Below are 24,802 nucleotides of genomic sequence, written 5' to 3'. Positions count from 1 at the left end.
CAAATGGAACGCAATTCTTTTATGGATGCTACGGCTCCCAAAGACGAACGCTTTGAAGCTCTCAAGCAACTCTATCCAGAACTTGTGCGAGATGGAAAACTGAATACAGAAGCATTAAAGGATTTATTTGATGCTGAATCTTATGATGAAAGCGATGTTGGTTACAACCTTTATTGGCCGGGCAAAAGGAATGCTAAGAAATTGGCTCGTAAAGCAGCGGAGGGTACGCTTGAACCCGTTCCTGGTGATGGCGTAAATGAAGATAAAACCAACAATATCTATATCGAAGGTGATAACCTTGAAGTTCTGCGTTGCTTGAAAAAGAGCTATGGTGGTCGTGTTAAGATGATTTACATCGACCCTCCGTATAATACGGGTAAGGATTTTATTTATCCCGATAATTTTGCTGAACCTGTAGAAGACTACTTGAAATTTACGGGACAAGTGGATGAAAAAGGTGTTTCGCTTGTTGCTAATCCCAAAAGCAGTGGTGCTTATCATCGCAAGTGGTTGGACATGATGCTTCCGCGTTTGCAACTTGCTCGTGAAATTTTAAGGCAGGATGGAATTATTTGCATTAGTATAGATGATAACGAACAGGCAAATCTGAAACTATTGTGTGATGAAGTTTTTGGGGAAGAAAATTTTGAGGGCCATATACATTGGAGAAGACGCCATAATCAACCAAATGACAAAACAAAAATGATTGGCTTGGTTGCGGAACACATTTTAGTTTATGCGAAAGATTCCGCTGCGTATAAAGAGGCTGGTGTTGGTAAACTTGATTTGACTGCAGATTTTACAAATCCAGACAATGACCCAAAAGGTCCTTGGGCGAGTAAACCTTGGAAAGTTGGCTCGGATCAATCTGGTTCTAAATATGACATTGTAGCACCAAATGGTAAAGTGTTGTCTGGAGAATGGATGGGTGAAAAATCTACATATGAGCATTTTTTAGCAGAAGGTAGAATCTATTTTCCAAAAGGTGGAGATGGAATGCCTCGAAAAAAATATTATCAATCTGAAAGAGAAGAAGAAGGGCAGTGCGCTACTAATTGGTGGACTCATGAACAATTTGGTCACAATCAGGGTGGAAATGATGAATTGACAAATTTGTTTGGAGAAAAAAATATTTTCAGTAATCCTAAACCGACAAAATTGCTCTTGAATCTGTATAAAATTTCAAATGTAAAGAAAAATGATATTGTTTTAGACTTCTTTTCTGGTAGTGCTTCTGCTGCAGATGCCCTTCTTCAGTATGGTAATGCAAAATTCGTAATGATTCAGATGCCGTTTGATTTAGATGTAGAAGCGAAAAGTGGAGTAGGTGATTCGAAAAAGCAAGCGGAAAATGCCGTTAAATTTTTAAAATCAATAAAGAAGTCCAAACATACTATCTGCGAAATTGGCAAGGAACGCATCCGTCGTGCAGGCAAAAAGATTCTCAAAGAGCATCCTGAATTAAAAGATAAACTTGATGTCGGTTTTAAGGTCTATCGCCTTGCAAAATCCAATATCGCTGCATACAAGCCTACAATAGGTTCTGACCAGTTGGCTCTTGACTTAGCAATTGGCTCCATGGAAAAGCAAGTAACACCACTTCGCGATGGTTTTGATATGAATAACCCGAACGATGTTCAAGGACTTCTCGTTGAAATCATTCTGCGTCAGGGTTTTGCCCTCGATTCTAAAATCGAAAAAGTTACAAGTTTGGCAGGCAACACAATCTATCGCATTGTGGATGAGGGCCGCCCCATCGTTTTGCATGTATGTCTTGATGAAAAAATCAAAACTGAAACCGTCAAGAACATCACTTTTGAAGAAAATGATAAATTTATCTGCTTGAATTCTGCTATTGATGATGAACTCTATGCCCAACTTTCGGACAAAGGTAGGGTTGAAACAATATGAGTAAGGTAAAAATCAAGTTTGACGAAAATCAGGAATACCAAATCAAAGCCGTTAATGCAGTTGTTGATTTGTTTGATGGCCTTTCTCGCACAGATGATGATTTGAGCTTTGAAAGTATTACTTCGGCCGATGTTGTGGCTAATACGGATGAAGTTTTTGAAGAATATTGGCTTGCTGACAATCTTGCTCAAATCCAACGACGCAATGGTATAGATGTTCAAAGTGGGCTAAGTGCGCAAAATTCTGGCGACACGCTCACGGGTGAATTTGATTTCTATTCCTATCCAGAATTCACCGTTAATATGGAAACGGGGACCGGTAAGACATATGTCTATCTGCGGACTATCTATTCTCTGCGTGAAAAATACGGTTTCCGCAAGTTCATCGTTGTTGTTCCGTCTGTAGCCATTTACGAAGGTGCGGTAGCTACGTTTAATGCTACTAGAACGCATTTTCACAAACTATTCCCACAGGGGACGATACCGAATAATATTATTGAATACGATGGGAATGTCAAGGCTTGTAAAGATTTTGCTCAATCAAATTCTGTGCAAATCATGCTCATGACGATAGATTCTTTTAACAAGGCTTCGAATGTCCTGTTCAAAGAAACTGACAAAATCATGGGTGGCAAACTCCCCATTGAATTCATTCAAGAAACACGTCCCGTTCTCATTCTTGATGAAGTTCAAAATTATCAGACAGATACAGCTCGTCGAGCTTTACGAACTCTGCATCCGCTTTTTAGTGTTGGATATTCGGCAACTCCGGGGACAAATCCGCCCAATCTTCTCTATAACTTGACACCATTCGATGCCATGCAGATGAATCTTGTCAAGAAAATTGAGATTTTTGGTAGTGAAGAAGATACCGCAGCTTCTGAAAAAGAAGACTATTTCAAGATTGAACGAATAAACAAGAAACCCTTATCTGTAGATATGCTGGTCAATTGTAAGATTGAGGGCTCTCTGAAATCCCAAACATTAACATTTAAGCCAAACGATTCTCTTAAGTCAAAGACAAAAAATAATTCATATCTCGATTTAACTGTTACCGATATTAGTGCAATAAAAGATAACGAGTATGTTGAATTTTCTAATGGTTTCCGCTATGGTCTAGATGAATCTAGTTGTGCATCTCTTAGCCGTGAATCCATTTTTAGGGAAATGATTCATAATACCATTGAAGCTCATATTGAACGCGAAGGCTTGTTAAATGCTGCAGGTTATAAAGCTAAAGTTCTGAGCTTATTCTTTGTTGATCGTGTTTCAAGTTATAATGGCGAAGATCCAATCATCAAACGCATCTTTGATGAAGAGTTCAATAAGATGAAACTCGCCTCTAGTCATTTTAAAGACATGAACGCGGAAGATGTTCGTACTGCATATTTCGCCAAAAAGAGGGATAAGAAAACTGGCGAAGAAACCGAAATAGATATTGGTGAAAGTGGAAAAATTGCCACGGATGAAAAGGAAGCGGAAAAGGCTGCTTATCAGTTGATTATGCAAGATAAGGAAAAACTGCTGGATACGCGTGAACCGCACCATTTCATATTTGCACACTCGGCTTTGCGTGAAGGTTGGGATAATCCTAATGTATTCCAGATTTGTTCCTTGCGTGAGATAAAGAGCGAAGGCACTCGACGCCAAGCTATTGGCCGTGGACTACGTTTACCTGTACAGGAGGGGACTGAAAAACACCCTGAATTTGCTGGTACGCGAATCACAGATCACGAATTGAATAAGCTTGTTATAGTCGCTAGCGAAAGTTTTGAGAAATATGCTAAGTCACTATATGAAGAGTATCGTAAAGATGGCATCAATGCCGATAATATGACGAAACCCGGAAATTATCGCAGAAATGTGCCTGTTAAGCGTACTGCTAAATTTGATAGCCCCGAATTTGATTCCCTTTGGACAAAAATGAACCAAAAGACGACTTATAATATTCGAATCAATACTGAAGAACTCATAAAAGAGGCTGTTGAAAAAGTGAATCGTGCTGCCTTTAAACCAGCGCAAATCGTGACTACCAAAGGTCAATATGTCACGACTAAGTATCGTTTTACTCTTAAAAATATTTCGAAAACGGGTTCAGCAACATTGCTTGTTGAAATAAGTGATTCTAACGGTCGTAAATTTGAAAATAACCGCAGTGAGAAAGAGATTGCAGCGGGAAAAGCGGTTGATAAGACCGATGCTGTTTTGGCAAAAATTAAGGTACAATCCGTAAATACCGAAGATGAAACGGTGTCGGTGAATATTTTCAAGGAACCTTTGGAAAAAGATGTTCCTCGAGAATTTGAATTTCAGTCGGGGCAAGCACTTACAGTAAATAGTAAGGATGCTGAATATCCTGATGTCCCAAAACCGAATTTGCTTGCGCGTGTGTCAAGTGAGGTTCCTTTAACTCGAGCAACCATTCTCAATATTTTTAAGGGAATTAAACAAACTCATCAAATGGAGTTCCTTAGGAATCCGGAGGCGTTCATTGCCCAATTTGTTCAGATTTTGAGTGAGGTCGTCAAGGACCACATTGCAAAGTATATCGAATACACGCCAACATCATCTTCTGGGGAAGATGATAGAAACGAATTGTTCCCAGATAGCAAAACATTTCCGGCCTCAGAATTGGAAGTCGCTAATATTGATCAATCGATTTACAATAAAATTCAAGTTGATTCCAATGTAGAGAAAAATTTTGTCAAGCGCTTAAATGAAATTGGTGCTCCAGGCAATGTTCAGCTCTATTTCAAGTTCCCTTCACAATACAAAGTCAAGTTGCCCAAAATTATCGGAAATTATAATCCGGACTGGGCTATCTTGCGAACGGATGGAGCGAATCAACAACTTGAAATTGTTCGTGAAACCAAAGGTACGGAAGATATCAATGCGTTGCCTCACTCTAACGAAGCAAGAAAGATTATCTGCGGTTATAAACACTTTGCGGCTGTAGGAGTCGATTATCGTTTTGTTGATGACAAAGATGAAAAATGGTTCGAAAAATCCCCTGTAGATTTGCAAAGAAGGCTGTTGGAGGATGAATACAAGATTCCACAACAACCTGAATGGTCTATGGCGGCAGAGCCAAGAGCTCCATATAAAGCATAAAGTTAAAGAATACGAAACGGGTCACATAATGCGACTCGTTTTTTGTTGAATACCCAAATGACCTTGAAAACTACTGATTTTCAAGGTCGAAATTTTCGGCCTTGAACCCCAAAAAACAACTTGAAGTCAAATTTTTTGACTTCAAGTTGGGTGGAATACTTGTATTACAAAAAATCTTGATTTGTAAAAAAATGCACTTCAAGCTTGGTTTAAATACGGGGTTGTAGGCGGATTGTCGCTGATTTTTCGCAAAATTTCGACCCCTTGCATCGCTGTTTGGATAGTGGTATATTATTCCCTGTAGATTGCATTAACCCTGCCGACGCCGATAAATTCAGGGCAGGAAGTTCCACTATCTGCTTGACGCCGACCTCCCTTTATTTTGCTCGACAGGCGAAAAATTCGAGGCAGCATACACCCTATGGGGAAACTGGCCCCCTGGCGATCAACGTAGAGCTCCGTCTGCCGTAAAAATGGTGGACGTTAAACGCGTGTCATTAAAAAAATTTGCAAGCGATTGCCGGACGGCGACCGTGGTTTCGCCATTATAACTTAAAATTTGGAGATTCAAATGAATCGTGCTCAACATTATTCCTTGCTCAGGGCAATGGAAATTGACAAGAAGAACCTTCTCAAGTACCAGGAAATCTACAACTACGCCTACATCCTCAGCGACGGCATTTTCAAGATTGTGTTTGCCGAAGAAAAGGACCATGCGCTCCTTATTTCGCTCGTCAACGCGATGCTTGACTTGCATGATGGCGATGCCATTAAGGATATCTCGCTTGAAATGCAGGAATTTCCTGGTGTGTTCACCAAAAAGGACTGCATCGTGGATATTATCGGAACGACCAATGCGGGTGAGCGTGTGCTTGTCGAAGTGCAGCAACAAGGCGATGACTTCTATCGTGACCGTGTAGAATACTATACGTCCCGTGTCATTGAGAATCAGGTGCATACGAGTGAAAAGTATGAACTGCCGCGCATTTACTTCCTTGGACTTTTGGATTTTACGCTATTCCCTGAAGAACCGCAAAAGTACATCCACCATGTTGACGAAATGTGCAACGGGAGAAAGTTTTTCCCGAAAATCCAAAAAATTTTCGTGGAAATCGAGAAATTTTTCAGGCTCGAAGAAAAGGGAATTTCCACGAACGACAACTCCGAAGCAGCCCAGTGGCTCCGCGCTATCAAGGTTGTTATCAACGAGGAACCCGTTCCCGAAAAGATTATGCAGAATGAAACCTTCCGGAGGTTGCTTGACTCGGTAAAATTGATTAATTTTGCAGAAGAGCTTTTCAACTGCGAGGTTAAAAACGTGACAGATTTGATGGCAGAACATGAAATCGGATTTGCCGAAGGCAAGAAAGAAGGTCATGCCGAAGGTTTTGTTCAAGGCAAAACTGAGGGTTATGCTGAAGGGGTGAGTGAGGGCGAACTGAAGAAAACTCGAGAAATGGCAAAAAGTCTTAAGGAGCAGAATGTCGCGATGGCAATTATCGTGAAATCTTCTGGCCTTAGCGAAGAAGAGATTAACTCTCTTTAATTCTCGGTTTTATCAAATAAAAATCGGCAGCCCGCCTCTCGCGAGCTGCCTTTGCTATTTTCCGTGCATTCCCGGGAACATCGCGACGCATTCCAATTGTGTTGCCGCACATCTCGTCGCCGCGCATCTCGTTATTGCGGGAAAAGCGTTTGATTACAATTGTCCGGGGAGTACTAGCTTTTCCTTAGGTGGGAAGCTGGCTTCGTACTTCTCGAATTCTTCGGGCATTCGCTCGGTCACGAAGTAGCCCTCTGGGTCTTTGTACGAGCCCGTCACTCCGTTCAAGAATCCCTCGTCGAGTTCCTTGCACAAGAAGTATGGCGCGTCGCTGTTCGGGTCGTCGGCGTAGCGGATGCCTTGGGTGTAAGCTGGGACGAATCCGCTCTTGCCATAGAATCCGATGTTTCCGACGATGAGCAGGCAACCTGCGCCCATCTTGCGGGCGAGTTCCATGGAATAGTCGAGGAGTGCCTTGCCGTAGCCCTGCCGTTTGTAGTCGGGGTGGATGCTGATGGGCCCGAAGGTCATCATGCGGATTTTGCGTCCATCGTCATCATCGATTTTCGACCACGCGTACATCACGTGTCCGATAATTTGTCCTTCAACTTCCATGACGAGCGAGAGTTCCGGGATAAAGCTTGGATCGTTCCTGTAATGGTGGAGGACAAAATGCTCCACACAGCCGGGACGGTAAACGTTCCAGAATGCTTCTCGGGTGAGATTTTCGACGATTTTAAAGTCGCGCGGTTGTTCCGTGCGGATATTGTATTTTTTCATTGTTTATCTACAAAATTTTTGTGTGAATAGGCACAATCACCTTGGAAGACCGCCTTGAAAACATTCGTCTTCCAAGGCGCTAAACAATGAACCAATATTTACTAGATAACATCCAGCCTCTGATAAAAGTGATGCGCTAAATATACATAGTTTTGCCGTGTTTAGGAATTTTTTACGAGGAAATTTTTCGGAAAAATCTAAATTTCAATGTTAGTATATAAGGATTTTTTGAAAATGAAAAATATTTCCGCAAAGTATCTTGTGAGTGCCCTTTTTGTCGGGCTTTGCATGTTTGCCGGTTGTGGCGACGATTCGTCTAGCGCGCTTCCTGTAGCGCCGAATACGGGGGCTGTTTCTTCGTCTAGTGCAGATCTGCCGCAAAGTGAGTCTGTCGAATCTTCTTCTAGCGAAAATATTGCTTCTAGTCCGGCATCGAGTTCCTCGGTTGTGGATTCTGGTGTTCCCGCAAGTTCGTCTGATGTTGCTGTCCAGTCTAGTTCCGGCGCTGCTCCTGTTGTAAATGGTCCGTTTACCTTTGCAACGACTCCGGGTGCACTCGCTGTTGCTGCCGATGCTGATGGTTTCTATGACATGGGCGATATCTACAAGGCTGCCCCCAAGACGAGCAAGATTGCTTTTGTGATTCGCCATTCTAAGCGCCAAAAGAGCACGGGCACGGAATCGCAGTTGACTCCGATTGGCATCCAGATGGCGCAGACGCTTGGTACAAAGCTTGTGGGTGATGATGCTTTCTACTATGCTTCAACGGACTTTATCCGCACGCGTGAAACTTGCAAGAACATTGCAGCTGGTCGTGGCGAAACGGATGTCGAAGTTGTGACGTGGGATGGCATTAACGGTGGTTATTTCTTGACGGTTCCGTCCGATACGTTGGATGCGGTTGTCTCTAAATATGGTGGAAACCCGAAGTATATTGCACAGTATTCTTATGGTGTTCCTTTCTCTAACGCTGTCGTTGCTGCAGCCATTCCGTCTTATTTCTACGATTTATTCGAACGCGGAAACCAGTTCGTGAACGAAGTTATTGTGGCGAACATGCCGAGCTGGAAGCGCGTGAGCGTGCTTGTAAGCCATGACATGCTTGTTGAACCGCTTATTGCATTTGTCTCTAACAGAACCATCAACTTGAAGGTGTATGAAAATCCGTTCCGCTGGGTCAATTACCTGTCGGGTATCGCTGTGATTGTTGACGAAGCTGGTGCTGTAACGGCTCTCCCGGTTCGTGGCGATGAAGTCGGTTGGATGGTGCCGAGAGACGAAGTGGACGAATCTGCTCAATGAGAATAGCGCTCCTCGGTTCTACAGGTCTTGTTGGAAAAAATGTCGCTCAGCTGTTAGCCCGGTTGGACGAGGTTGATAGTGTTTATTGCCCGGTGCGTTCGGTCCCAGACTTGAATGCGCTGGGCGTTTTTAATGGCGTATCGAAGTGTAATTATGAGGCGGTGGATTTTGATGCTCTTTTGAGTGCAAAGCCCGAAGAACAATGGGTATCTAACGTTTGCAAAAACTTTGCCGGTTGCGATGCCGTGATTTGCTGCTTGGGAACGACGCTAAAGCAGGCGGGGAGTAAACCTGCCCAAGAAAAGGTCGATTTGCGTTTGCCGCTCACGCTTGCGGCTTTGGCAAAGCGCCAGGGCGTCAAGCATTTCCTGTGTGTGAGTGCTATGGGGGCAAATTCGCATTCGCCGTTCTTCTATAATCGCCTGAAGGGGCAACTCGAAGAAGGTCTCACGATGATGGGTTTTGAATCGCTCACGCTCGTGCGTCCGTCGTTGCTTTTGGGCAAACACAAGGATAAACGTTTTGGCGAAGGGCTGTTGCAAAAACTTTTTGGGGCGCATCCGGAATGGGTGCCGGCGCATTTCCGTCCGGTGCGTGCGGAGACTGTTGCCGCGCATCTCGTGACAAACATGCTCAAGCCTCCCGTGGACCACATTTGCGCAACCGATGGTGTAAAAGGCAAACGCATCGTCTATAACCGCCAACTCCGCGTATAGAAGAAAATTTTTAATTTTTATAAAAATTCTAACGGAGGTCTTATGACGATTGTCGTCTTTATCCTTTATTTGCTGATGATGCTTGGCATCGGAGCGTATTTCTCTCGCAAGGCGAACAGCCTGAACGCCTATTACCTCGGTAACCGCGGTATGAACAAGTGGGTGGTCGCCATGTCCGCCCAGGCTTCAGACATGAGTGGCTGGATGCTAATGGGTCTTCCGGGTGCTGTGTTCGTGAGCGGTTTTTCCGAAGCTTGGATCGGTATCGGCCTTGTGGTTGGTACGTACTTCAACTGGAAAATTGTCGGTCGCAGGCTCCGCAAGTACAGCCATTTCTGCGGCGACTCGATTACTCTCCCGGACTTTTTCTCCAACCGTTTCCGCGACAATAAGGGCATCATCCGCGTGATTGCCTCGATTTTCATTCTCGCATTTTTCTTGTTCTATACGGTATCTGGCTTTGTCGCTAGCGCAAAACTTTTCGGTACGATTTTTGGTATGGATTACACCACGGGTCTCATTCTCGGTGCTATCGTGGTCGTGAGCTACACATTCATGGGCGGCTTCTTTGCCGTTTGCTGGACGGACTTTATCCAGGCTTCGATGATGCTTATCGCGGTCCTCGTGATTCCGCTGATGATCATGAGCGGCTCGGGCGGTTTTGCCTCGACGATGGATGCGGTGAATGCCCAGAATCCGTACTTGATGAGCCTTTTCACGAACGCAACGACGGGCAAGTCCATAGGTCTGATCGCGTTGATTTCTAGCCTCTCGTGGGGCCTTGGCTATTTTGGCATGCCGCACATTCTCGTGCGCTTTATGTCCATCAAGAACGCTGAAGAAATCAAGGATTCTCGCCGTATCGCTATGACTTGGGTGATTATCTGCCTTGCTGCAGTCGTGATGATTGCTCTTCTCGGTCGCTATTATGTGACGGCTCACGGCATTACCGTTGATGATCCGGAACGCATTTTCATGATTCTCTGCCAGGCTCTTTGCCACCCGGCGATTGCCGCCATCCTCATGGCCGCCATTCTCGCTGCGATTATGAGTACTGCCGACTCCCAGCTTTTGGTGTCCGCATCCGCATTCAGTAACGACCTTTACAAGCACTTGTTCCGCAAGAACGCAAGCAACAAGGAAGTGATGTGGGTAAGCCGTGGCGTGGTCGTTGTGATTACGCTTATTGCAGTGCTTGTCGCTATGCAGGGCGCTCCGAGTGCCGACGGCGTGAAGCACGGCAAGAGCTTCCTTGACGTGGTGATGAGCCTCGTGAGCTTTGCTTGGGGCGGTTTCGGTGCGACGTTTGGCCCGATTATGTTGCTTGCTCTCTTCTGGAAGCGTACGACTCTCGCTGGCGCTGTCAGCGGTATGCTCGTGGGCGGACTTACGACGTTTATCTGGAAGTTCTACCTCTCCGGATTCTCCGCTGAAATCTTCCAGATTTACGAACTCGTACCGGGCTTTATCCTCTCCTTCGTGACGATCGTCGTCGTGAGCCTCTTGACCAAGGAACCCTCTGCCGAAATCCAGCTGGAATTTGACCGCGTGGAAAGCACGAGACTTTCTGACATTAAACTATAAGTTGACAAATGCGTCAGGCGAGCGAAGCGTCAATGCTTGCATTGACATTTCCGAGCCTAGCATTTGGTACTTGAGCGTAGCGAAAGTACAAAGCACTCGCCTGAGCGATATGAAGCTGTAATTAGTCAATTGTCATTATTTTGTACAGAGCCAGTCACAAATGTGACTGGTTTTTGTGTTTTGTTAGATTATTTGTAATTTTGAACAAAAAAACTTTTCCGCAGGTTGTCTGCTTTTGTAATTTCGCCATCAAATGATGATCAATCGATTTTCATTGCGAACAATTTCTACGGAGGTATTGTATGTTCAAAAAGTTAGTTCTCGCGGCTGCATTTTGTGCAACCGCATCTTTTGCAACTTGGGACAAATTCCCAGTCCTTGAAGATCACAAGGGCGAAACAGTGGTTGGAATAGGCTTTGACTATGAGGGCTCTAGTGAACTTATGCTGCTCAAGCCTTATTTAGGTTCCCGTTTTACGGTCGCACCGAATTTGGAATTGGCAGTGTTGCTCCCGTACTATGTGAATTTGAGTGAAATTTTTTGCACACGCTATGTGAATTTGGATAAGAATAACGGACTTGGAAATCCAGAACTTATGGCGCGATATCAGATTACGCCTTTTTTGAACGTGTTCTTGGAAGCCTTGGTTCCTGTAAACCAAAGCTACGAATATTACGATGTGTGGGTTTTGAGTTTTGGTGCTCAATTTTCTAAAAATTTTGGAATTGTTGATTTCGGCTCGGAATTGGGCCTTTCTGTAAACGTGGATACCGATGATGATTTTTCTGTTCCGTTGAGATTGAATTTTGGTGCTGAGGCGGATTTTAAGTTGAACATTCCTTTGACTCCATTTGTCGGCGCTGATGCTCTGGTGCTAATGGGGCATGCTACTGGGAAAAACGAGGCTGGAGAAAGCTACGACGACAATCTTACGGGTGAATTTGCTGTTTACCCCTATGTCGGTTTAAAGTATGCGATTACCCCGAATGTCGTTTTGCAGGCATCCGCAAAGACAGCGGTGGGCAAAAGCGTTGTAATCGGAGAAGATACTCCGTTTATGGCTGATTTAAAACTTAAAATGACGATTTGATAAATTGGATGGGGGGGGGGAGGTTTCCCCCTGATTGCAGCCCCGGCTCGTCGGGTCTTCCATCACCCCTTCTAACGGGCTTCAGACGCCAGCCCGTAACGCCTGGCTCCTGATAACAAAAGAAGACGCTTTGCAGCGTCTTCTTTTTAGAGCGGGTGACGGGAATGACGGCTTCGCCATATTCCGCTACGCGGATGGCTTGCCGCCCTACGGGTTTATCGCTGTGCGATAAATCCTAAATTTTTTCCACGGGCTACGCCCACGAAAGAATTTAGGGTCAAAGTCCAGTTCCCGCTGCGCGGCTGGACTTTGACCCTTCGGGCTTGCGCTCACTACGTTCGCGTCAAGCGCAAAATTCGTCTCTTCGCACTTCGTGCATGAGCCGAATTTTGTGATTCGTCGTCAGTCTCCCGTGCTAAGGCACGGGCTGACTCCTCACCCTTACGGGCTTATCGCTACGCGATAATTCCTAAACAACTCGTTCGCACTTCGTGCATCTCGTTGTTTAGTCGCACCCTCTTCTCGGGTCCTCGTCCAAATTACGATATAAAAAAAGAAAACCACCTTTGTAGGTGGTTTATCTTTTTTTAGAGCGGGAACGGGAATGTCAAAGTCCAGTCCCCGCTTCGCGGCTGGACTTTGCCCCTTCGGGCTTGCGCTCCCTGCGTTCGCGTCAAGCGCAAAATTCGTCTTTTCGCACTTCGTGCATGAGCCGAATTTTGTCGCACCCTCGACCCCAAGGGGTCGAACATCCGACCCATATCAACACAAAAATAAAAGAACCACTCTGAAAGTGGTTCTTTTATTTTAGAGCGGGAAAAGGGACTCGGACCCTCGACCCCGACCTTGGCAAGGTCGTGCTCTACCAACTGAGCTATTCCCGCGAGGACAGCCCATATATAGAAATAAAATTTGTAATTATAAAGGGGTGAGAGCCGAAAAAAGTGAAATTTTTTTTGTTAAAGAGAGGGGGCGTGCATCTTGTTGATTCATCGCACCCTCGACCCCAAGGGGTCGAACATCCGACCCATATCAACACAAAAACAAAAAGAACCACTCTGAAAGTGGTTCTTTTATTTTAGAGCGGGAAAAGGGACTCGGACCCTCGACCCCGACCTTGGCAAGGTCGTGCTCTACCAACTGAGCTATTCCCGCGAGGACAGCCCATATATAGAAATAAAATTTGTAATTATAAAGGGGTGAGAGCCGAAAAAAGTGAAATTTTTTTTGTTAAAGAGAGGGAGCGTGCATCTTGTTGATTCGTCGCACCCTCGACCCCAAGGGGGCGAACATCCGACCCATATCAACACAAAAACAAAAAGAACCACTCTGAAAGTGGTTCTTTTGTTTTAGAACGGGAACGGGAATGATTCGTCGTCAGTCTCCCGTGCTAAGGCACGGGCTGACTCCTCACCCTTACGGGCTTATCGCTACGCGATAATTCCTAAACAACTCGTATGCACTTTGTGCATCTCGTTGTTTAGTCGACCCCTCTTCTCGGGTCCTCGTCCAAATTACGATATAAAAAAAGAAAACCACCTTTGTAGGTGGTTTATCTTTTTTAGAGCGGGAAAAGGGACTCGGACCCTCGACCCCGACCTTGGCAAGGTCGTGCTCTACCAACTGAGCTATTCCCGCGAGGGTGACCCAATTATAAAAATAAAAATTCCGATTGTAAAGGGGGTAGGACGAAAAAAGTTATATTTTTGCGGAAAAATTTCGTTTATTGTAGTTCTATGTTCGGTATTTATATTCACGTTCCGTTTTGCACGAAGATTTGCGATTATTGCGACTTCCGCGTGATGCCTGCGAATGCTCGACTGTTCGAGGAGTATGTTGGCTTGTTGGAGCGTGAAATCCGTGCTTTTGTGGCGGCACATCCTGTATTACATTCGGGATCTCCTCAAAACGTTCTTTCGCAAGCACGAACGCTTTATCTTGGCGGCGGGACGCCGTCGATTTTGCCGAGCGCGTGTCTGGAGCGAATTTTCGCTGTACTTGGTGAATGTGGCGTTCGCGTAGATGCTCTCGATGAAGTCTCGATGGAATTCAATCCAGAATCGTGTACCGAAGAATCTGTGCAGACGGCGCTCTCGTGCGGTGTGCGTCGCTTTAGTCTTGGACTCCAGACGTTTTCGCAAACGCTCTTGGACCGCATTGGTCGCAGGCATACGGTGGAACGTGGGTTTGAAGCGCTGCGGTTGTTGACCTCGCTTCCGCAGGCTAAAGTGTCGGCGGATTTGATGTTTGATTTGCCGGGGCAATCGGTAGATTCTTTCTTGAAAGATGTGGACCGTTTGTCGGGCTTTCCGCTTGGGCACTTGAGCTTTTACGGATTGAATGTGGGCGAGCGGACGCTTTTGGGCGGTCGCGTATCGCGTGGTGAAGAAAAAATTGACGAGAGCTTGTACGAGCCGATGTATCTTGGTGGCGTCGAGATTCTTGAGAAAAAAGGCTTCGCGCGTTACGAAGTCTCGAATTTTGCTCAGCCGGGCGATGAAAGCTTGCATAATATGAACTACTGGAATCGCGGCGAGTATATTGGCTTTGGGCCGGGGGCGCACAGCTATTTTGATGGTCGCCGTTTTTGCGCTCCAGAGATGTATCCGCGTTGGCGCGATTACGTGAATGCGGATTCGCCTGATGCATCCCTGACTTACGACGATCTAGATGAAAATGACATCCTGACGGAGCGCGTATGGCTCTCGCTACGCCAACGCTCTGGTCTCGATCTGAACGCGCTTGCTGCTGACGGAATTTCTGTTTCGCCAGATGGCTATGAACCGTGGGTCAAGAAAGGATTTGCAACGTTCGATGGCAAAATTTTGAAACTTGTCGACCGCGGCTGGATCTTCATGGATAGCGTCGTGACTGACGTGCTGAACGCCTGCCGGTAGCGTTTTCCCCATAAAAAGAGAAGCCCGCTTGCGGCGGGCTTGGAAAAGTTTTGTGTTTTGAGCGCGACTCTCGGCTTACTACTTATTAATCGCAGCCAAGAATGCGTCCTTCTTTTCTTGCAAGAAGTCCTTGCTATTGTACTTGCGGATACGGCGGAGAGCCTGGTCACGCAACTGACGCACACGTTCGTGGGAGATGTTCATGGATTCGCCCACTTCGCGGAGAGTCTGCGGAGCTTCCTGGTTGATGCCGAAAATGCCGGTGATGACTCGGGCTTCGCGTTCCGGGAGCTGTTCCATGAGGTCACGAGCCAAAGCTTCGACGCTCTGGATTTCGGAATCGGCTTCCGGGTTCGATGCTCCACTGTCCGGGAGGACTTCGGCGTAAGTAGCCTTGGAGTCAGCCTTGAGCGGGCTATCGAACGAAACACCGCGCTGACCGATTTGGATCAATTCACGGATTTCTTCGTTGATTTCCTTACCGCGGGATTGTTCGTGCAAAGCCTTACGCACGCGGAGGTGCTGGTTTGCCGGCAAGCGGATGAGGTTGCCCTGTTCGTTAATGGCTCGGGTAATATATGCCTTGATCCACCAAACGCCGTAACTGATGAATTTAAGACCACGGGTGTGTTCGAAGGATTCGATTGCGCGGACGAGACCCATAGCGCCTTCGCTGACCAAGTCCGGAAGCGGAATCGGGCAGCCACGGTACTGGATGGCGACTTTGAGCACAAAACGCATGTTTGCAGAAATCAGTTTTTTACGGGCGATTTTGTCGCCTTCTTTAGCTTTCTGGAAAAGAATCTGTTCTTCTTCGCGTGATAGGGGTGCGGTACGACGGATGTCTTCTAGGTATCTTTTGAGAGTGGTATCGGTAGAATCAATATGCATTTTAAAAACCTTGCCCTTATAATATCGCTTTTTTAAAGCAAGTTGCGTGCCAATTGTGTAAAATTTTCCAAATTTTTTACAAAAAGTCCTTTAAATGTCGGTTTCGCGGTTTTCGGAGCCGTGGATGTCCAATATTTCTGTCGTAATTTTGTAAAAATGTCGTAAAAATATAACAAATTTTTCAAAAAGTGACAAGTTGAACGAGGCAATCTACTCTAGCCGAATAGAAAATGTAAAGCCCTGTGTTTCATTTTGGAATACACCGTTGACCAATGACTACTGACTAATAACCCACTTCTAACTTCCTATTTCCTACTTCCTACTCTCATTTTTTCATATATTATCCCCGTTATGTCAATAAAAGAGCCTGATCAATCCGTATGGAACCGTTTTTGGCAGCGCAAGAACGACATGGACAAAGTCTATCCGTCTTCGCCGTCTATTATAGAAGCTATTAAGAAGAATTTTAAGCTTGAGGGCCTGAAGGTGCTTGAGGTCGGTGCAGGTACCGGTCGCGACAGTGCTGAACTCGCTCGTTTGGGCGCCGATGTCTATGTTCTCGATTTTGCCGACAATAGCTTGAAAATTGTCAATTCGCTCCGCGAGAGTGAAGGTCTCAAGAATTTGCACTTGGTTCGTGGCGACGCTTTCAAGTCCCCGTTCCCAGACAACACTTTTGACTTGGTGTTCCATCAGGGCTTGGCCGAACATTTCAAGGATTCGCTCCCGCTCTTGCAAGAGAACTTCCGCATCGTCAAGCACGGCGGTTGCTGCCTTTGCGATGTCCCGCAGACGGTCCACCCGTATACGATTATCAAGCATATCTTGATTGCGCTCGACAAGTGGTTTGCCGGTTGGGAAAAACAGTTCACGATGGGTCAGCTCAAGACGCTTATGCGTGACGCAGGCTTCGAATGTGTTTATGCTTATGGCGACTGGATGCGCCCGAATCTTTACTACCGCATTCTGCGCGAACTCTGCTTCAAGTTCGGTATTGAACTCCCGAAGTATCCGCTCGATGGAACGGCCTACCAGAAGATTAAGGACAAGATTTTGGATAGCCTCCAGTCCGTGCCGGTGATGCACTACACGCAGCTTTGCATTGGCGTGATCGGTCGTAAGCCTTAGGTGATTGCTTGAAAATTCTCGTCGTAAATTACCGGGATCGCATGCATCCGGCTGCCGGCGGCGCCGAAAAGCATTTGCATCGCATTTTCGGAAAGATTGTAGAAATGGGCCACACGGTGGTCCTGTTTACGACGTCGTTTCCGGGCGCAAAGGAACGCGAAGTTGTCGATGGAATTCAGGTCATCCGCAAGGGTGGCGATTTGATGTTCCAGCTCACGGTAGCGCTGAATCTGAAGAAACTCGACTGCGAATTCAACTTTGATGTTGTTGTTGAAGATTTGAACAAGTTACCGGTCTTTGCCCACTGGTTCGTCCGCAAGCCGCTCCTGGTGCAGATGCATCACTTGTGGCGCAAGTCGATTTTTGCCGAAGCGATTTTCCCGATTGCGTTTATGGTTTGGTTCTTTGAGCGGATTATCCCGTTCTTTTACCGTACGCAGCCGTTTGTCGTGGTGAGTCCGAGTACAAAAAAAGAACTCGCCGAAATCGGCGTGGACGAAAGCCGAATTTCCGTGATTTATAACGGTTCTGAAAAGCCGAATTTCCCGGGATGCGCGGACCTCGCGACAGGTACTGCAGAATCTAGTGAGATGGCGGCGAATCCCGCAACGAGTGCGGTGAATCCGTATTTCATCTGGCTTTCTCGCGTGCATCGTTACAAGGGAATCTGGACGGCGCTTGAAGCGTTTGAGAAATTCTCGAAGTCACACCCTGAAGTCAAGCTGTATGTCGTGGGCGGTGGTCCGCTTTTGAAAAAGCTTCCGGCCTGGATTAAATCGCACGGCCTGGATGGCAAGGTGGAACTGACGGGTTTTGTGCCTGCTGCTCGCAAGTACGAACTGCTTTCGTCTTCGCTTGCGCTGTTGCAGACGAGCTACAAGGAAGGCTGGGGCCTTACGGTGATGGAAGCGGCGCAGCTCTGCAAGACGACGATTGCGTCGGATGTGCCGGGACTCTGCGATAGCGTCCGTGACGGCGAGACGGGAATTCTGTTCCCGTCGGGAGATGCGGCCGCGTGCGCTTCTGCCATGGAAAAAATTTATAGCGATGCTGAACTGCGCGCAAGTCTTGGCAAGAATGCCAAGCGTTATGCCGAATCGTTCAGCTGGGAAAATTCTGCCCGCGAAACATTGGAATTGTTGGAACGTACGGTTGATTGGAGCGTACGAAAATGATGTTGAATCCGAAGCTCAAATCGGTAATTGTTTTTTGCTTAAAGCTGGTGGTAACGCTCGTTCCTGCTTACTTTGTCTATCGTAACATTGTAAGCGACCCGGAATGGGATGTTGGCGACCTCTATAACTTGTTCAAGAAAAACAGCGTTTTCCCGCTTGTGCTTGCACTCCTTTGTCTCGCGGTTTCGAACTTTACCGCTTGCTTCCAGTGGAAGCTTTTGCTCGAAAAGCAGGGCGTTCGCCTCAAGTACGCTAGGCTCCTCAAGCTTTATCACGTGGGTCTGTTCTTCAACAACTTTATGCCGGGGAACGTCGGCGGTGATGTCAAGAAGGTTTACGACATCCGCGTGCAGGGCGGGCAAGATACGGTTGGCGCGGGCTTTACGGCAACGGTGTTTGACCGCTTGTTTGGACTTTTCTTTATCACGTTGTTTGCTCTTGGCGTGGGAGCCTTGTTCTTTATTCACGATCCGGAACAGCGTGCGTTCATGTGGCCGTCCGTCTGGATTTTCCTTGGCTTCTGTGTGATGTTTGCAGGGCTTTTGAGCCGTCGCATTGGCAAGTTCTTCTGCCGCATGGCAGGGAAGGTGCTGCCCGAGAAATTTGAGACGCGACTCCTCCGCATGTTTGACCGTTTCCAAAAGTTCCGTTCAAAAAAACTCTGGATTAACATCATTTGCCTTTCGATGGTCACGCAGTCGCTCCGCATCTTTGTGCACTTTTTCTGCGGGATTGCGGTGGGCGTGAACCTCTCGATGTCTTGGTACTTCTATTACATTCCGCTTGTCGCCATTGTGAGTGCGCTCCCGATTTCGATTGGCGGTTTTGGTCCACGTGAATTTTTGGCACAGTCGCTTTTTGCGCGTGCAGGCGTGCCTGGACTTGAATCGGTTGTGATTCAGTTGCTCGCTTATTTTGTAAGTTTGATTTTGAGCTTGTTTGGCGCGGTCGCTTTTTTGGTGGGGCAGAAGCCTACGCCGGTAGACTCCGCGAAAGGTCATCCTGGAGCGTAGCGACGGGATCAATAGTTTGCTATATCCGTTACTTATATCCATTATTATATGAACCAGCGTTAAAAAGGAACGCTAAAACAGTAGTGTCATCCTGAGCGTAGTCGAAGGATCTAGCTGCTTATATGAAAATATGGATGTAGAAAGTCTTTTGGTCGGATTGAACTCCGACCAACGTGCAGCGGTACTCCACGATCATGAAAAGAACGGACAACTTTTAATTCTAGCAGGGGCAGGCTCGGGAAAGACTTCGGTCTTGACCAAGCGAATCCAGTACCGGATTATGTCGGGCATTGAGCCGGAGAAAATCTTGGCGCTCACGTTCACGGCGAAGGCGGCTGCTGAAATGCGGGAACGTGTGCAAAAGCTCTTCCCGAATGCCGGAGTGCGGCTCTGCACGTTCCACTCGCTTGCACTGTTTATTCTTAAATCTAAGATTCCTGTTGGACATGATGAGGAATGGCGATCCCGGAATAAATCCGGGATGACAACAGGGGACGGGATGACGGCTGAGGTCGGGAGGATAAGTGCAGTGGGCGCTTGCAGATCTTGCCTTGCGTACGAACTTGTCGGATTCAAGAAAATGCCGGTCCCGACGGAATCGGCGGACAAGACTTTTATGCAGGAACTCGCGAAAGTCGGCGGTCGAAAATTCCGCTTCTCGCGCGAAGAACTTTTCTCGGATGCGCATCCCGCGAAGCTCCTCAAAAAACTTGAGCCATTGCGCAATCGCATTTTGGAATCGGGGCAAGTTGTCTTCGAAGACCTCATCTACCAGGTAATTAATCTGCTCGAAAATCATGAGTCGGCGCGTGCCTATTTCCAAAATCAATGGACCGAAATACTTGTCGATGAATATCAGGACATCAACCCGTCGCAGTATCGGCTTGTCAAGGCGCTACTAGGTGAACGCAAGTCGCTGTTTGTCGTGGGCGATGACGACCAGGCCATTTACGGATTCCGTGGGGCCGATATCGGGAATATCAACCGTTTCCGCGATGACTTCAAGGAGAGCTCTCTGATTCGCTTGGAATGGAATTATCGTTCGGTCGCGAATATTTTACATTTTTCGAATAGGATTTTTGAAAACAAGCCTATCCACTTGCGGAAGGTCTTGCGTGCGGGTAATATGAATGGTTCGGGTGGCTCGCCGATTTTTAAGGAAAACCGTGAACCCGAAATCTGGGTGAGTGAAGACCCTGTCGAAGAAATGCAAAAAATCATCACGAGCATCAAGTTGCTCCGCGAAAGTTATGACCTCCAATGGAAAAACTTTGCAATCCTCGTGCGCTATAATAGGCAACGCCTATATTACGAAGAAGCGCTTCGCGATGCGCATCTCCCGATCGCAGGGACGGTCGTGTCGGAGGCGGGTAACGTAGAGGGGGAGGGCGAAGTCCTTGAAAATGGAATCCATGTGGAAACGGTCCATGCGTCCAAGGGGCTCCAGTATGCGGTGGTCTATTATGCGGGAATGTCCGAGGGGCTTACGCCGGGTTCGTGCTTGGGCACGCGTAAGGAACGTCAAAAACAGCTCGATGAGGAACGCCGATTGTTTTACGTCGGGGTCACGCGGGCTGAATCTTTTTTGGTTTTGCTATATTGCAAACGTAGATATTGGAAAGGGCGCCTGACGAAACTCAAACGGTCTCGTTTTTTGCCCAGGGAAAATTCAAAAACAGAGTGTAATATGCCAGTTATGTTATTTAGGATATATGGAGCGGCAAGAATTTTTGCGTTTATGCTCGAATATATTTTCAAGATTGCATTCATGTACATTTTCCGTCGTAAAGACTTGGATCCTTGGCTTGAAGAAAAGGTGCAGGTCTTCTCCCGCTTCTGCATGAAGGTCTTGCGTGTGGATTTGACGATTGAAGACCAGGCGCAACTTGCGAAAGTGGACTGGACTCGCCCGGTGTTCGTGATGGGCAACCACCGTTCGTACCTGGATATCCCGCTCGCGTTCCTTGCCTTGCAGCGAACCGTGGGCTTTATCGCGAAGACTCAGTTGCAGCGCATCCCGATTCTGAACTTCTGGATGCACAAGCTCGGTTGCGTCTTTATCGACCGCGAAAAGGGCGGCGGCGCCGCGATTATCCAAAAGGCTATCCAGTCGGGCAAGATGCCGAGACTCTTCATTTTCCCGGAAGGTACCCGCAGCAAGCGCGATGGCATGGTCGCTTTCAAGAGCGGTTGCTTTAGACTTGCCGTCGAGGCAAACGCAATTATATTGCCGATGGTCACTCGTGGTTCCGACTTGCTTTGGGAACACCGCAAGGATTCCAAGCATCACCCGGTCAACATCAAGATTCTCGAACCGATAGATACGGTCGAATTCAAGAAAACTCACGGCGGCGATGCGATGGACCCGCGCCATGAACTGCTCCCGTACGTCCGCGGCAAGATGGAAGAAGCTTATGATCGGCGTCTTTGATTCTGGTTTTGGCGGACTTACCATTCTGCAGAAGCTTCGCCACACGCTCCCGCAGTACGATTACCTGTATTTGGGGGATAACGCTCGTGCACCGTATGGCTCCCGCAGTTTCGAGACGATTTACCGCTACACGCTCCAGTCCGTGCGTGAACTTTTCCACCGCGGATGCCCGCTGGTGATTCTCGCTTGCAACACGGCATCGGCAAAAGCGCTTCGCAGCATCCAGCAGCAGGTGCTCCCGGTTGAATTCCCGGACCGTCGCGTCTTGGGCATTGTCCGTCCGACCGCCGAAGAGATTGGAAACTTCTCGAAGACGGGGCATATTGGCATTTTCGCCACCGCGGGGACGGTCTCTTCGAACAGCTATGTCCTTGAAATCAGCCACTTTTTCCCGAACTTGAAGGTGACGCAGCACGCCTGCCCGATGTGGGTGCCTCTCGTGGAATACGGCGAACGCGGGACCGAGGGCGCCCGATTCTTCGTGAAAAAGGACGTGGACCAGCTGCTTGCGGCTGACCCTGAAATCGATACAGTTTTACTGGCCTGCACGCATTACCCGCTCCTCGAGGATGAAATTCGGGTCGCTCTTCCACCGCACGTCCGCTTGGTGGTCCAGGGCGATATCGTCGCCGACAAGACTTTGGACTACCTCAAGCGCCATGTGGACATGGAAAATCGGCTTTCGAAGGGCGGTTCCGTGCATTATTTGACGACTGATACCGCAGAATTCTTCAAAAAAGGCGCTTTTCGCTTTGGAATGGAGAATATTTCGGCGGAGTCGTTGACTTTTTAATAAGTAAATTGTATTTTGATAATTGTTACTGACGAACCGTACTCGGTCCGCTTGTACTCGTTTTAATTTTCGAACTTTAAACTATTTGAGTGGATTTATAAAATGCCGAAAACACAGATCAATCTCGAAGGTTGGCAAGACTACCGTGGCAACATGGCGGGTAGCCTGCTTTATGTCGAAACTAGCCATCAGTCCGAAATGCCTGTCCGTGACCAGCTGAATGAAAATGAAAAGGGTTTTCTTTACGAACCGAACTATGAAACCAGCACCTATGGTCTGATGAGCTGCTACAATGTGAAGGCTATCAACACGATCGTGAAGAGCAAGAGCCGTTACATTCTTTTCGGTACCCGTTACGAAGGCTTGAGCGATTCTGAAATGCGCAACAAGTACCTCATCATGGGTTATATGCGTATCGACAAGATCAAGGATGTGCGTACCCGTCACGTGCAGCGCTATATGGCAAACCCGGAAATGGAAGAACCGGAATGCATGCAGATGGAACACAACTGGGCTGTCTACGGTCCGATGCGTTTTGTCTCCCTCGACGATTCCTTCGTGGTGACCGATGAAATTCTCAAGGAATGGGGCTACAAGGGTCATGCATCCCGCCAGCTCAAGACCGTGTTCTCCAAGGAACACCTCGAAAAGATTCTCGCTCACTTGGATTCCAAGCAAGACATGATTGACGAGTATATCGCTACCGTCGATGAATACAAGGAAGCCCTCGCCGAAGAATAATTCTTCGAAATGCGAAGTCTAAAGTCCCCGCCTCGGCGGGGCTTTTTTGTATAAAAAGGAGATGCTTTATTTTTTCCGAGCGAGGAGCACGACCGCACCTTGGGCGGTCTGGAACAGTAGCGGAATGTAGCCTAGCAGCCCGGCGGACAGCACGACCGATGCCGGAATTCCAAGAATCCCCGTGAACAGAGCCACTTGAGTCCCTTCGCGGACACCGATGCCGTTGAGTGAAATCGGAACCATCGAAATAACGGTAGTGATGCTAGTGAATACGACTAGAATGCTGATGTCGATATCGACTCCGACCGCCCGGAAATAGGCATAGGCTATAAACAACGTCAATAACTGTAACCACAGCGAATCGAGTGACGAGAGCAAAATTTGCTTTTTATGCTTCCTATATATAGAGAGGCTGTTTTGCAATTTCGGGATAAAGGCAAGCCTGTCCGAAAAAAAATGGGGAATCGGGATTTTGTCCGAAAACAGGCAGAGCACGACAATGACCATGCAGGCGAGCAATGCAACAGTCATCGTGATGGTGTAGGCGATGGGAATTTCGGCTTGGTTCAGTGCAAAGGGGAGCGCTATGAAAAAGCAGAGGAACATAGCAAGTAGCCCTTGGATGCGGGCGAGCAATACAGCCGAAACGGATTGACTGGTCTGGTTAAATTTCTTTCCAAATGCTAGGGACTTCACGGCATCGCCGCCAAAACCGGTCGGGAGCAGGTTATTGAAAAAGTACCCCATGGCGGTGTAGGCGTAGTACGTCTTGAACGGAATTTCTGGACCTTGTACCGAAAGCCCTTTCCAGCGGTTTGCCTGGATTGCCATGACGAGCGTTGCCGCGACAAGCATTGCCAAAATCCACGGTGTCATACCGATATTCCAGTTGTCGATGACTTCGCTGAGCGGGATTTTGTAGAATATGTAGGCAAAACCACCAATGCTTACGAGAAGCTGGATAATTCGCTTGACAAAGAGCTTTGTGTCTGTCTTATCGGTTGCCATTGACTGCAAAAATAGCATTTTTGATTTTGAAAAATTTATATTTAAGAAAAAAGGTTTTTATGTATCGCAATAAGATTCGTTATGATGTTGCTACGCTTGTCCCGAAGGATGCTAGGAGCGTTCTTGAAATTGGGGCGGGCGCCGGAATGAATTACGTTATTTACCCCAAGGATTCTTACAAGGTCGCTATCGAACCCGAAGAGCGTACCGATGCACAGACGATTGACAAGGTCCCGGGGGGCTTCAACGAATACCATCATGGATTTTATGAGGAATATACCGAAGACCGCAAGTTTGACTTGGTGGTCATGTGCGATGTCTTGGAACATGTGAACGATCCGGTGGATTTAATCAATTTCTGCAAGAAACATTTGAATCCCGATGGTCATATTCTCGTTTCTTTGCCGAACTTTATTTGCATCGAGAACCTCCTCAAGATTATCATCACGAGAGATTTCCGCTATTTTAAACCGGATGAAGGTGAACATGCGCTTGGCGTTCTCGATATCAACCACAAGACGTTCTGGACAAAGAAGAGCTTTGTGCGCTTTGCGAAGGAAAACGGTCTTGAAGTGGAACGCGTCGTGGGTATCCGCAAACAGCTCAAGTTCATGCCGAACTTGTTGAGCCATTCGTATTTTATCCCGTTCCAGTACGGATTCCTGACGAAACTCAAAAAGTAAAATCT

At 47.1% G+C, this 24,802-nt stretch carries 18 protein-coding genes and 3 tRNA genes; 15 read left to right on the top strand and 6 right to left on the bottom strand.

Going from position 1 to position 24,802, the window contains the following annotated elements; translation table 11 throughout:
• Positions 1-3: 3 nt before the first annotated feature.
• From B9Y77_RS07145 to B9Y77_RS07135, 3 genes are all read left to right on the top strand, one after another.
• Entirely contained in the window at positions 4-1,911 is a 1,908-nt protein-coding gene (locus B9Y77_RS07145; RefSeq protein WP_085491002.1) for a site-specific DNA-methyltransferase, read from the top strand.
• Entirely contained in the window at positions 1,908-5,021 is a 3,114-nt protein-coding gene (locus B9Y77_RS07140) for a restriction endonuclease (protein WP_085491001.1), read from the top strand. Before B9Y77_RS07145 ends, B9Y77_RS07140 begins: the two co-directional genes overlap by 4 nt.
• A gap of 571 nt (positions 5,022-5,592) precedes the next feature.
• Positions 5,593-6,567 carry an Rpn family recombination-promoting nuclease/putative transposase gene (locus B9Y77_RS07135; protein WP_085491000.1) on the top strand — a complete coding sequence of 325 codons (975 nt, stop codon included), beginning with the start codon at positions 5,593-5,595 and terminating at the stop codon, positions 6,565-6,567.
• 153 nt (positions 6,568-6,720) lie between these two features.
• On the opposite strand, the gene B9Y77_RS07130 is transcribed toward B9Y77_RS07135, so the two are convergent.
• Positions 6,721-7,344: a GNAT family N-acetyltransferase gene (locus B9Y77_RS07130; RefSeq protein ID WP_085490999.1), complete on the bottom strand. Its 624-nt coding sequence runs from the start codon at positions 7,342-7,344 to the stop codon at positions 6,721-6,723.
• Between the two features lie 234 nt (positions 7,345-7,578).
• On the opposite strand from B9Y77_RS07130, the gene B9Y77_RS07125 reads away from it, so the two are divergent.
• The 4 genes from B9Y77_RS07125 to B9Y77_RS07110 all read left to right on the top strand — a co-directional run bounded on the left by B9Y77_RS07125 (position 7,579) and on the right by B9Y77_RS07110 (position 12,037).
• Positions 7,579-8,646, top strand: a complete 1,068-nt coding sequence (locus B9Y77_RS07125) for a histidine phosphatase family protein (protein ID WP_085491466.1) — start codon at positions 7,579-7,581, stop codon at positions 8,644-8,646.
• Entirely contained in the window at positions 8,643-9,362 is a 720-nt protein-coding gene (locus B9Y77_RS07120) for an NAD(P)H-binding protein (protein WP_085490998.1), read from the top strand. Before B9Y77_RS07125 ends, B9Y77_RS07120 begins: the two co-directional genes overlap by 4 nt.
• A 42-nt stretch (positions 9,363-9,404) precedes the next feature.
• Complete coding sequence (gene putP, locus B9Y77_RS07115; RefSeq protein ID WP_085490997.1) at positions 9,405-10,946, top strand: sodium/proline symporter PutP; 1,542 nt, start codon at positions 9,405-9,407, stop codon at positions 10,944-10,946.
• 302 nt (positions 10,947-11,248) lie between these two features.
• Complete coding sequence (locus B9Y77_RS07110) at positions 11,249-12,037, top strand: hypothetical protein (RefSeq protein WP_085490996.1); 789 nt, start codon at positions 11,249-11,251, stop codon at positions 12,035-12,037.
• Between the two features lie 811 nt (positions 12,038-12,848).
• Here the strand turns inward: B9Y77_RS07110 and B9Y77_RS07100 are convergent.
• From B9Y77_RS07100 to B9Y77_RS07090, 3 genes are all read right to left on the bottom strand, one after another.
• A tRNA-Gly gene (locus B9Y77_RS07100) sits at positions 12,849-12,921 on the bottom strand.
• A gap of 198 nt (positions 12,922-13,119) precedes the next feature.
• A tRNA-Gly gene (locus B9Y77_RS07095) sits at positions 13,120-13,192 on the bottom strand.
• 410 nt (positions 13,193-13,602) lie between these two features.
• Positions 13,603-13,675 (bottom strand) — tRNA-Gly (locus B9Y77_RS07090).
• A gap of 98 nt (positions 13,676-13,773) precedes the next feature.
• Here B9Y77_RS07090 and B9Y77_RS07085 point away from each other — a divergent pair.
• Positions 13,774-14,934 (top strand): coproporphyrinogen-III oxidase family protein, encoded by a 1,161-nt coding sequence (locus B9Y77_RS07085; protein WP_085490994.1) that lies wholly within the window; start codon positions 13,774-13,776, stop codon positions 14,932-14,934.
• Positions 14,935-15,012: 78 nt separating this feature from the next.
• Here B9Y77_RS07085 and B9Y77_RS07080 read toward each other — a convergent pair whose 3' ends face one another.
• The gene (locus B9Y77_RS07080) at positions 15,013-15,825 is read right to left on the bottom strand and encodes a sigma-70 family RNA polymerase sigma factor (protein WP_014545470.1); all 813 of its coding nucleotides are present in this window, start codon (positions 15,823-15,825) and stop codon (positions 15,013-15,015) included.
• A gap of 351 nt (positions 15,826-16,176) precedes the next feature.
• On the opposite strand from B9Y77_RS07080, the gene B9Y77_RS07075 reads away from it, so the two are divergent.
• The 6 genes from B9Y77_RS07075 to B9Y77_RS07050 all read left to right on the top strand — a co-directional run bounded on the left by B9Y77_RS07075 (position 16,177) and on the right by B9Y77_RS07050 (position 23,106).
• Positions 16,177-16,953 (top strand): class I SAM-dependent methyltransferase, encoded by a 777-nt coding sequence (locus tag B9Y77_RS07075; RefSeq protein ID WP_073423424.1) that lies wholly within the window; start codon positions 16,177-16,179, stop codon positions 16,951-16,953.
• Between the two features lie 41 nt (positions 16,954-16,994).
• On the top strand, positions 16,995-18,128 hold the full coding sequence (locus B9Y77_RS07070) for a glycosyltransferase family 4 protein (protein WP_254899952.1): 1,134 nt from the start codon (positions 16,995-16,997) through the stop codon (positions 18,126-18,128).
• A complete protein-coding gene (locus B9Y77_RS07065; protein ID WP_085490992.1) occupies positions 18,125-19,141 on the top strand; it encodes a lysylphosphatidylglycerol synthase transmembrane domain-containing protein in 1,017 nt (338 codons plus the stop codon). Before B9Y77_RS07070 ends, B9Y77_RS07065 begins: the two co-directional genes overlap by 4 nt.
• Positions 19,142-19,271: 130 nt before the next feature.
• Positions 19,272-21,572 carry a UvrD-helicase domain-containing protein gene (locus tag B9Y77_RS07060; protein ID WP_085490991.1) on the top strand — a complete coding sequence of 767 codons (2,301 nt, stop codon included), beginning with the start codon at positions 19,272-19,274 and terminating at the stop codon, positions 21,570-21,572.
• Positions 21,556-22,365, top strand: coding sequence for a glutamate racemase (gene murI / locus B9Y77_RS07055; RefSeq protein ID WP_085490990.1), 810 nt, complete (start codon positions 21,556-21,558; stop codon positions 22,363-22,365). Before B9Y77_RS07060 ends, murI begins: the two co-directional genes overlap by 17 nt.
• 102 nt (positions 22,366-22,467) lie before the next feature.
• The gene (locus tag B9Y77_RS07050) at positions 22,468-23,106 is read left to right on the top strand and encodes a hypothetical protein (protein WP_073423419.1); all 639 of its coding nucleotides are present in this window, start codon (positions 22,468-22,470) and stop codon (positions 23,104-23,106) included.
• 66 nt (positions 23,107-23,172) lie between these two features.
• On the opposite strand, the gene B9Y77_RS07045 is transcribed toward B9Y77_RS07050, so the two are convergent.
• Positions 23,173-24,114 carry a lysylphosphatidylglycerol synthase transmembrane domain-containing protein gene (locus tag B9Y77_RS07045; RefSeq protein ID WP_085490989.1) on the bottom strand — a complete coding sequence of 314 codons (942 nt, stop codon included), beginning with the start codon at positions 24,112-24,114 and terminating at the stop codon, positions 23,173-23,175.
• 59 nt (positions 24,115-24,173) lie between these two features.
• Here B9Y77_RS07045 and B9Y77_RS07040 point away from each other — a divergent pair, with 59 nt between their 5' ends.
• Positions 24,174-24,797 (top strand): class I SAM-dependent methyltransferase, encoded by a 624-nt coding sequence (locus B9Y77_RS07040; RefSeq protein ID WP_085490988.1) that lies wholly within the window; start codon positions 24,174-24,176, stop codon positions 24,795-24,797.
• Positions 24,798-24,802: the final 5 nt, after the last annotated feature.

Origin of the sequence: Fibrobacter sp. UWB13, from assembly GCF_900177805.1 — a bacterium.
Lineage (GTDB): Bacteria > Fibrobacterota > Fibrobacteria > Fibrobacterales > Fibrobacteraceae > Fibrobacter.
This window is presented reverse-complemented; position numbering and strand designations above follow the sequence as displayed.

Bases quoted from the DNA above. Each gene is read 5' to 3' on its own strand.
- B9Y77_RS07145 (WP_085491002.1), top strand. From the start codon at position 4: ATGGAACGCAATTCTTTTATGGATGCTACGGCTCCCAAAGACGAACGC.
- B9Y77_RS07140 (WP_085491001.1), top strand. From the start codon at position 1,908: ATGAGTAAGGTAAAAATCAAGTTTGACGAAAATCAGGAATACCAAATC.
- B9Y77_RS07135 (WP_085491000.1), top strand. From the start codon at position 5,593: ATGAATCGTGCTCAACATTATTCCTTGCTCAGGGCAATGGAAATTGAC.
- B9Y77_RS07130 (WP_085490999.1), bottom strand. From the start codon at position 7,344: ATGAAAAAATACAATATCCGCACGGAACAACCGCGCGACTTTAAAATC.
- B9Y77_RS07125 (WP_085491466.1), top strand. From the start codon at position 7,579: ATGAAAAATATTTCCGCAAAGTATCTTGTGAGTGCCCTTTTTGTCGGG.
- B9Y77_RS07120 (WP_085490998.1), top strand. From the start codon at position 8,643: ATGAGAATAGCGCTCCTCGGTTCTACAGGTCTTGTTGGAAAAAATGTC.
- putP (WP_085490997.1), top strand. From the start codon at position 9,405: ATGACGATTGTCGTCTTTATCCTTTATTTGCTGATGATGCTTGGCATC.
- B9Y77_RS07110 (WP_085490996.1), top strand. From the start codon at position 11,249: ATGTTCAAAAAGTTAGTTCTCGCGGCTGCATTTTGTGCAACCGCATCT.
- B9Y77_RS07085 (WP_085490994.1), top strand. From the start codon at position 13,774: ATGTTCGGTATTTATATTCACGTTCCGTTTTGCACGAAGATTTGCGAT.
- B9Y77_RS07080 (WP_014545470.1), bottom strand. From the start codon at position 15,825: ATGCATATTGATTCTACCGATACCACTCTCAAAAGATACCTAGAAGAC.
- B9Y77_RS07075 (WP_073423424.1), top strand. From the start codon at position 16,177: ATGTCAATAAAAGAGCCTGATCAATCCGTATGGAACCGTTTTTGGCAG.
- B9Y77_RS07070 (WP_254899952.1), top strand. From the start codon at position 16,995: ATGCATCCGGCTGCCGGCGGCGCCGAAAAGCATTTGCATCGCATTTTC.
- B9Y77_RS07065 (WP_085490992.1), top strand. From the start codon at position 18,125: ATGATGTTGAATCCGAAGCTCAAATCGGTAATTGTTTTTTGCTTAAAG.
- B9Y77_RS07060 (WP_085490991.1), top strand. From the start codon at position 19,272: ATGGATGTAGAAAGTCTTTTGGTCGGATTGAACTCCGACCAACGTGCA.
- murI (WP_085490990.1), top strand. From the start codon at position 21,556: ATGATCGGCGTCTTTGATTCTGGTTTTGGCGGACTTACCATTCTGCAG.
- B9Y77_RS07050 (WP_073423419.1), top strand. From the start codon at position 22,468: ATGCCGAAAACACAGATCAATCTCGAAGGTTGGCAAGACTACCGTGGC.
- B9Y77_RS07045 (WP_085490989.1), bottom strand. From the start codon at position 24,114: ATGGCAACCGATAAGACAGACACAAAGCTCTTTGTCAAGCGAATTATC.
- B9Y77_RS07040 (WP_085490988.1), top strand. From the start codon at position 24,174: ATGTATCGCAATAAGATTCGTTATGATGTTGCTACGCTTGTCCCGAAG.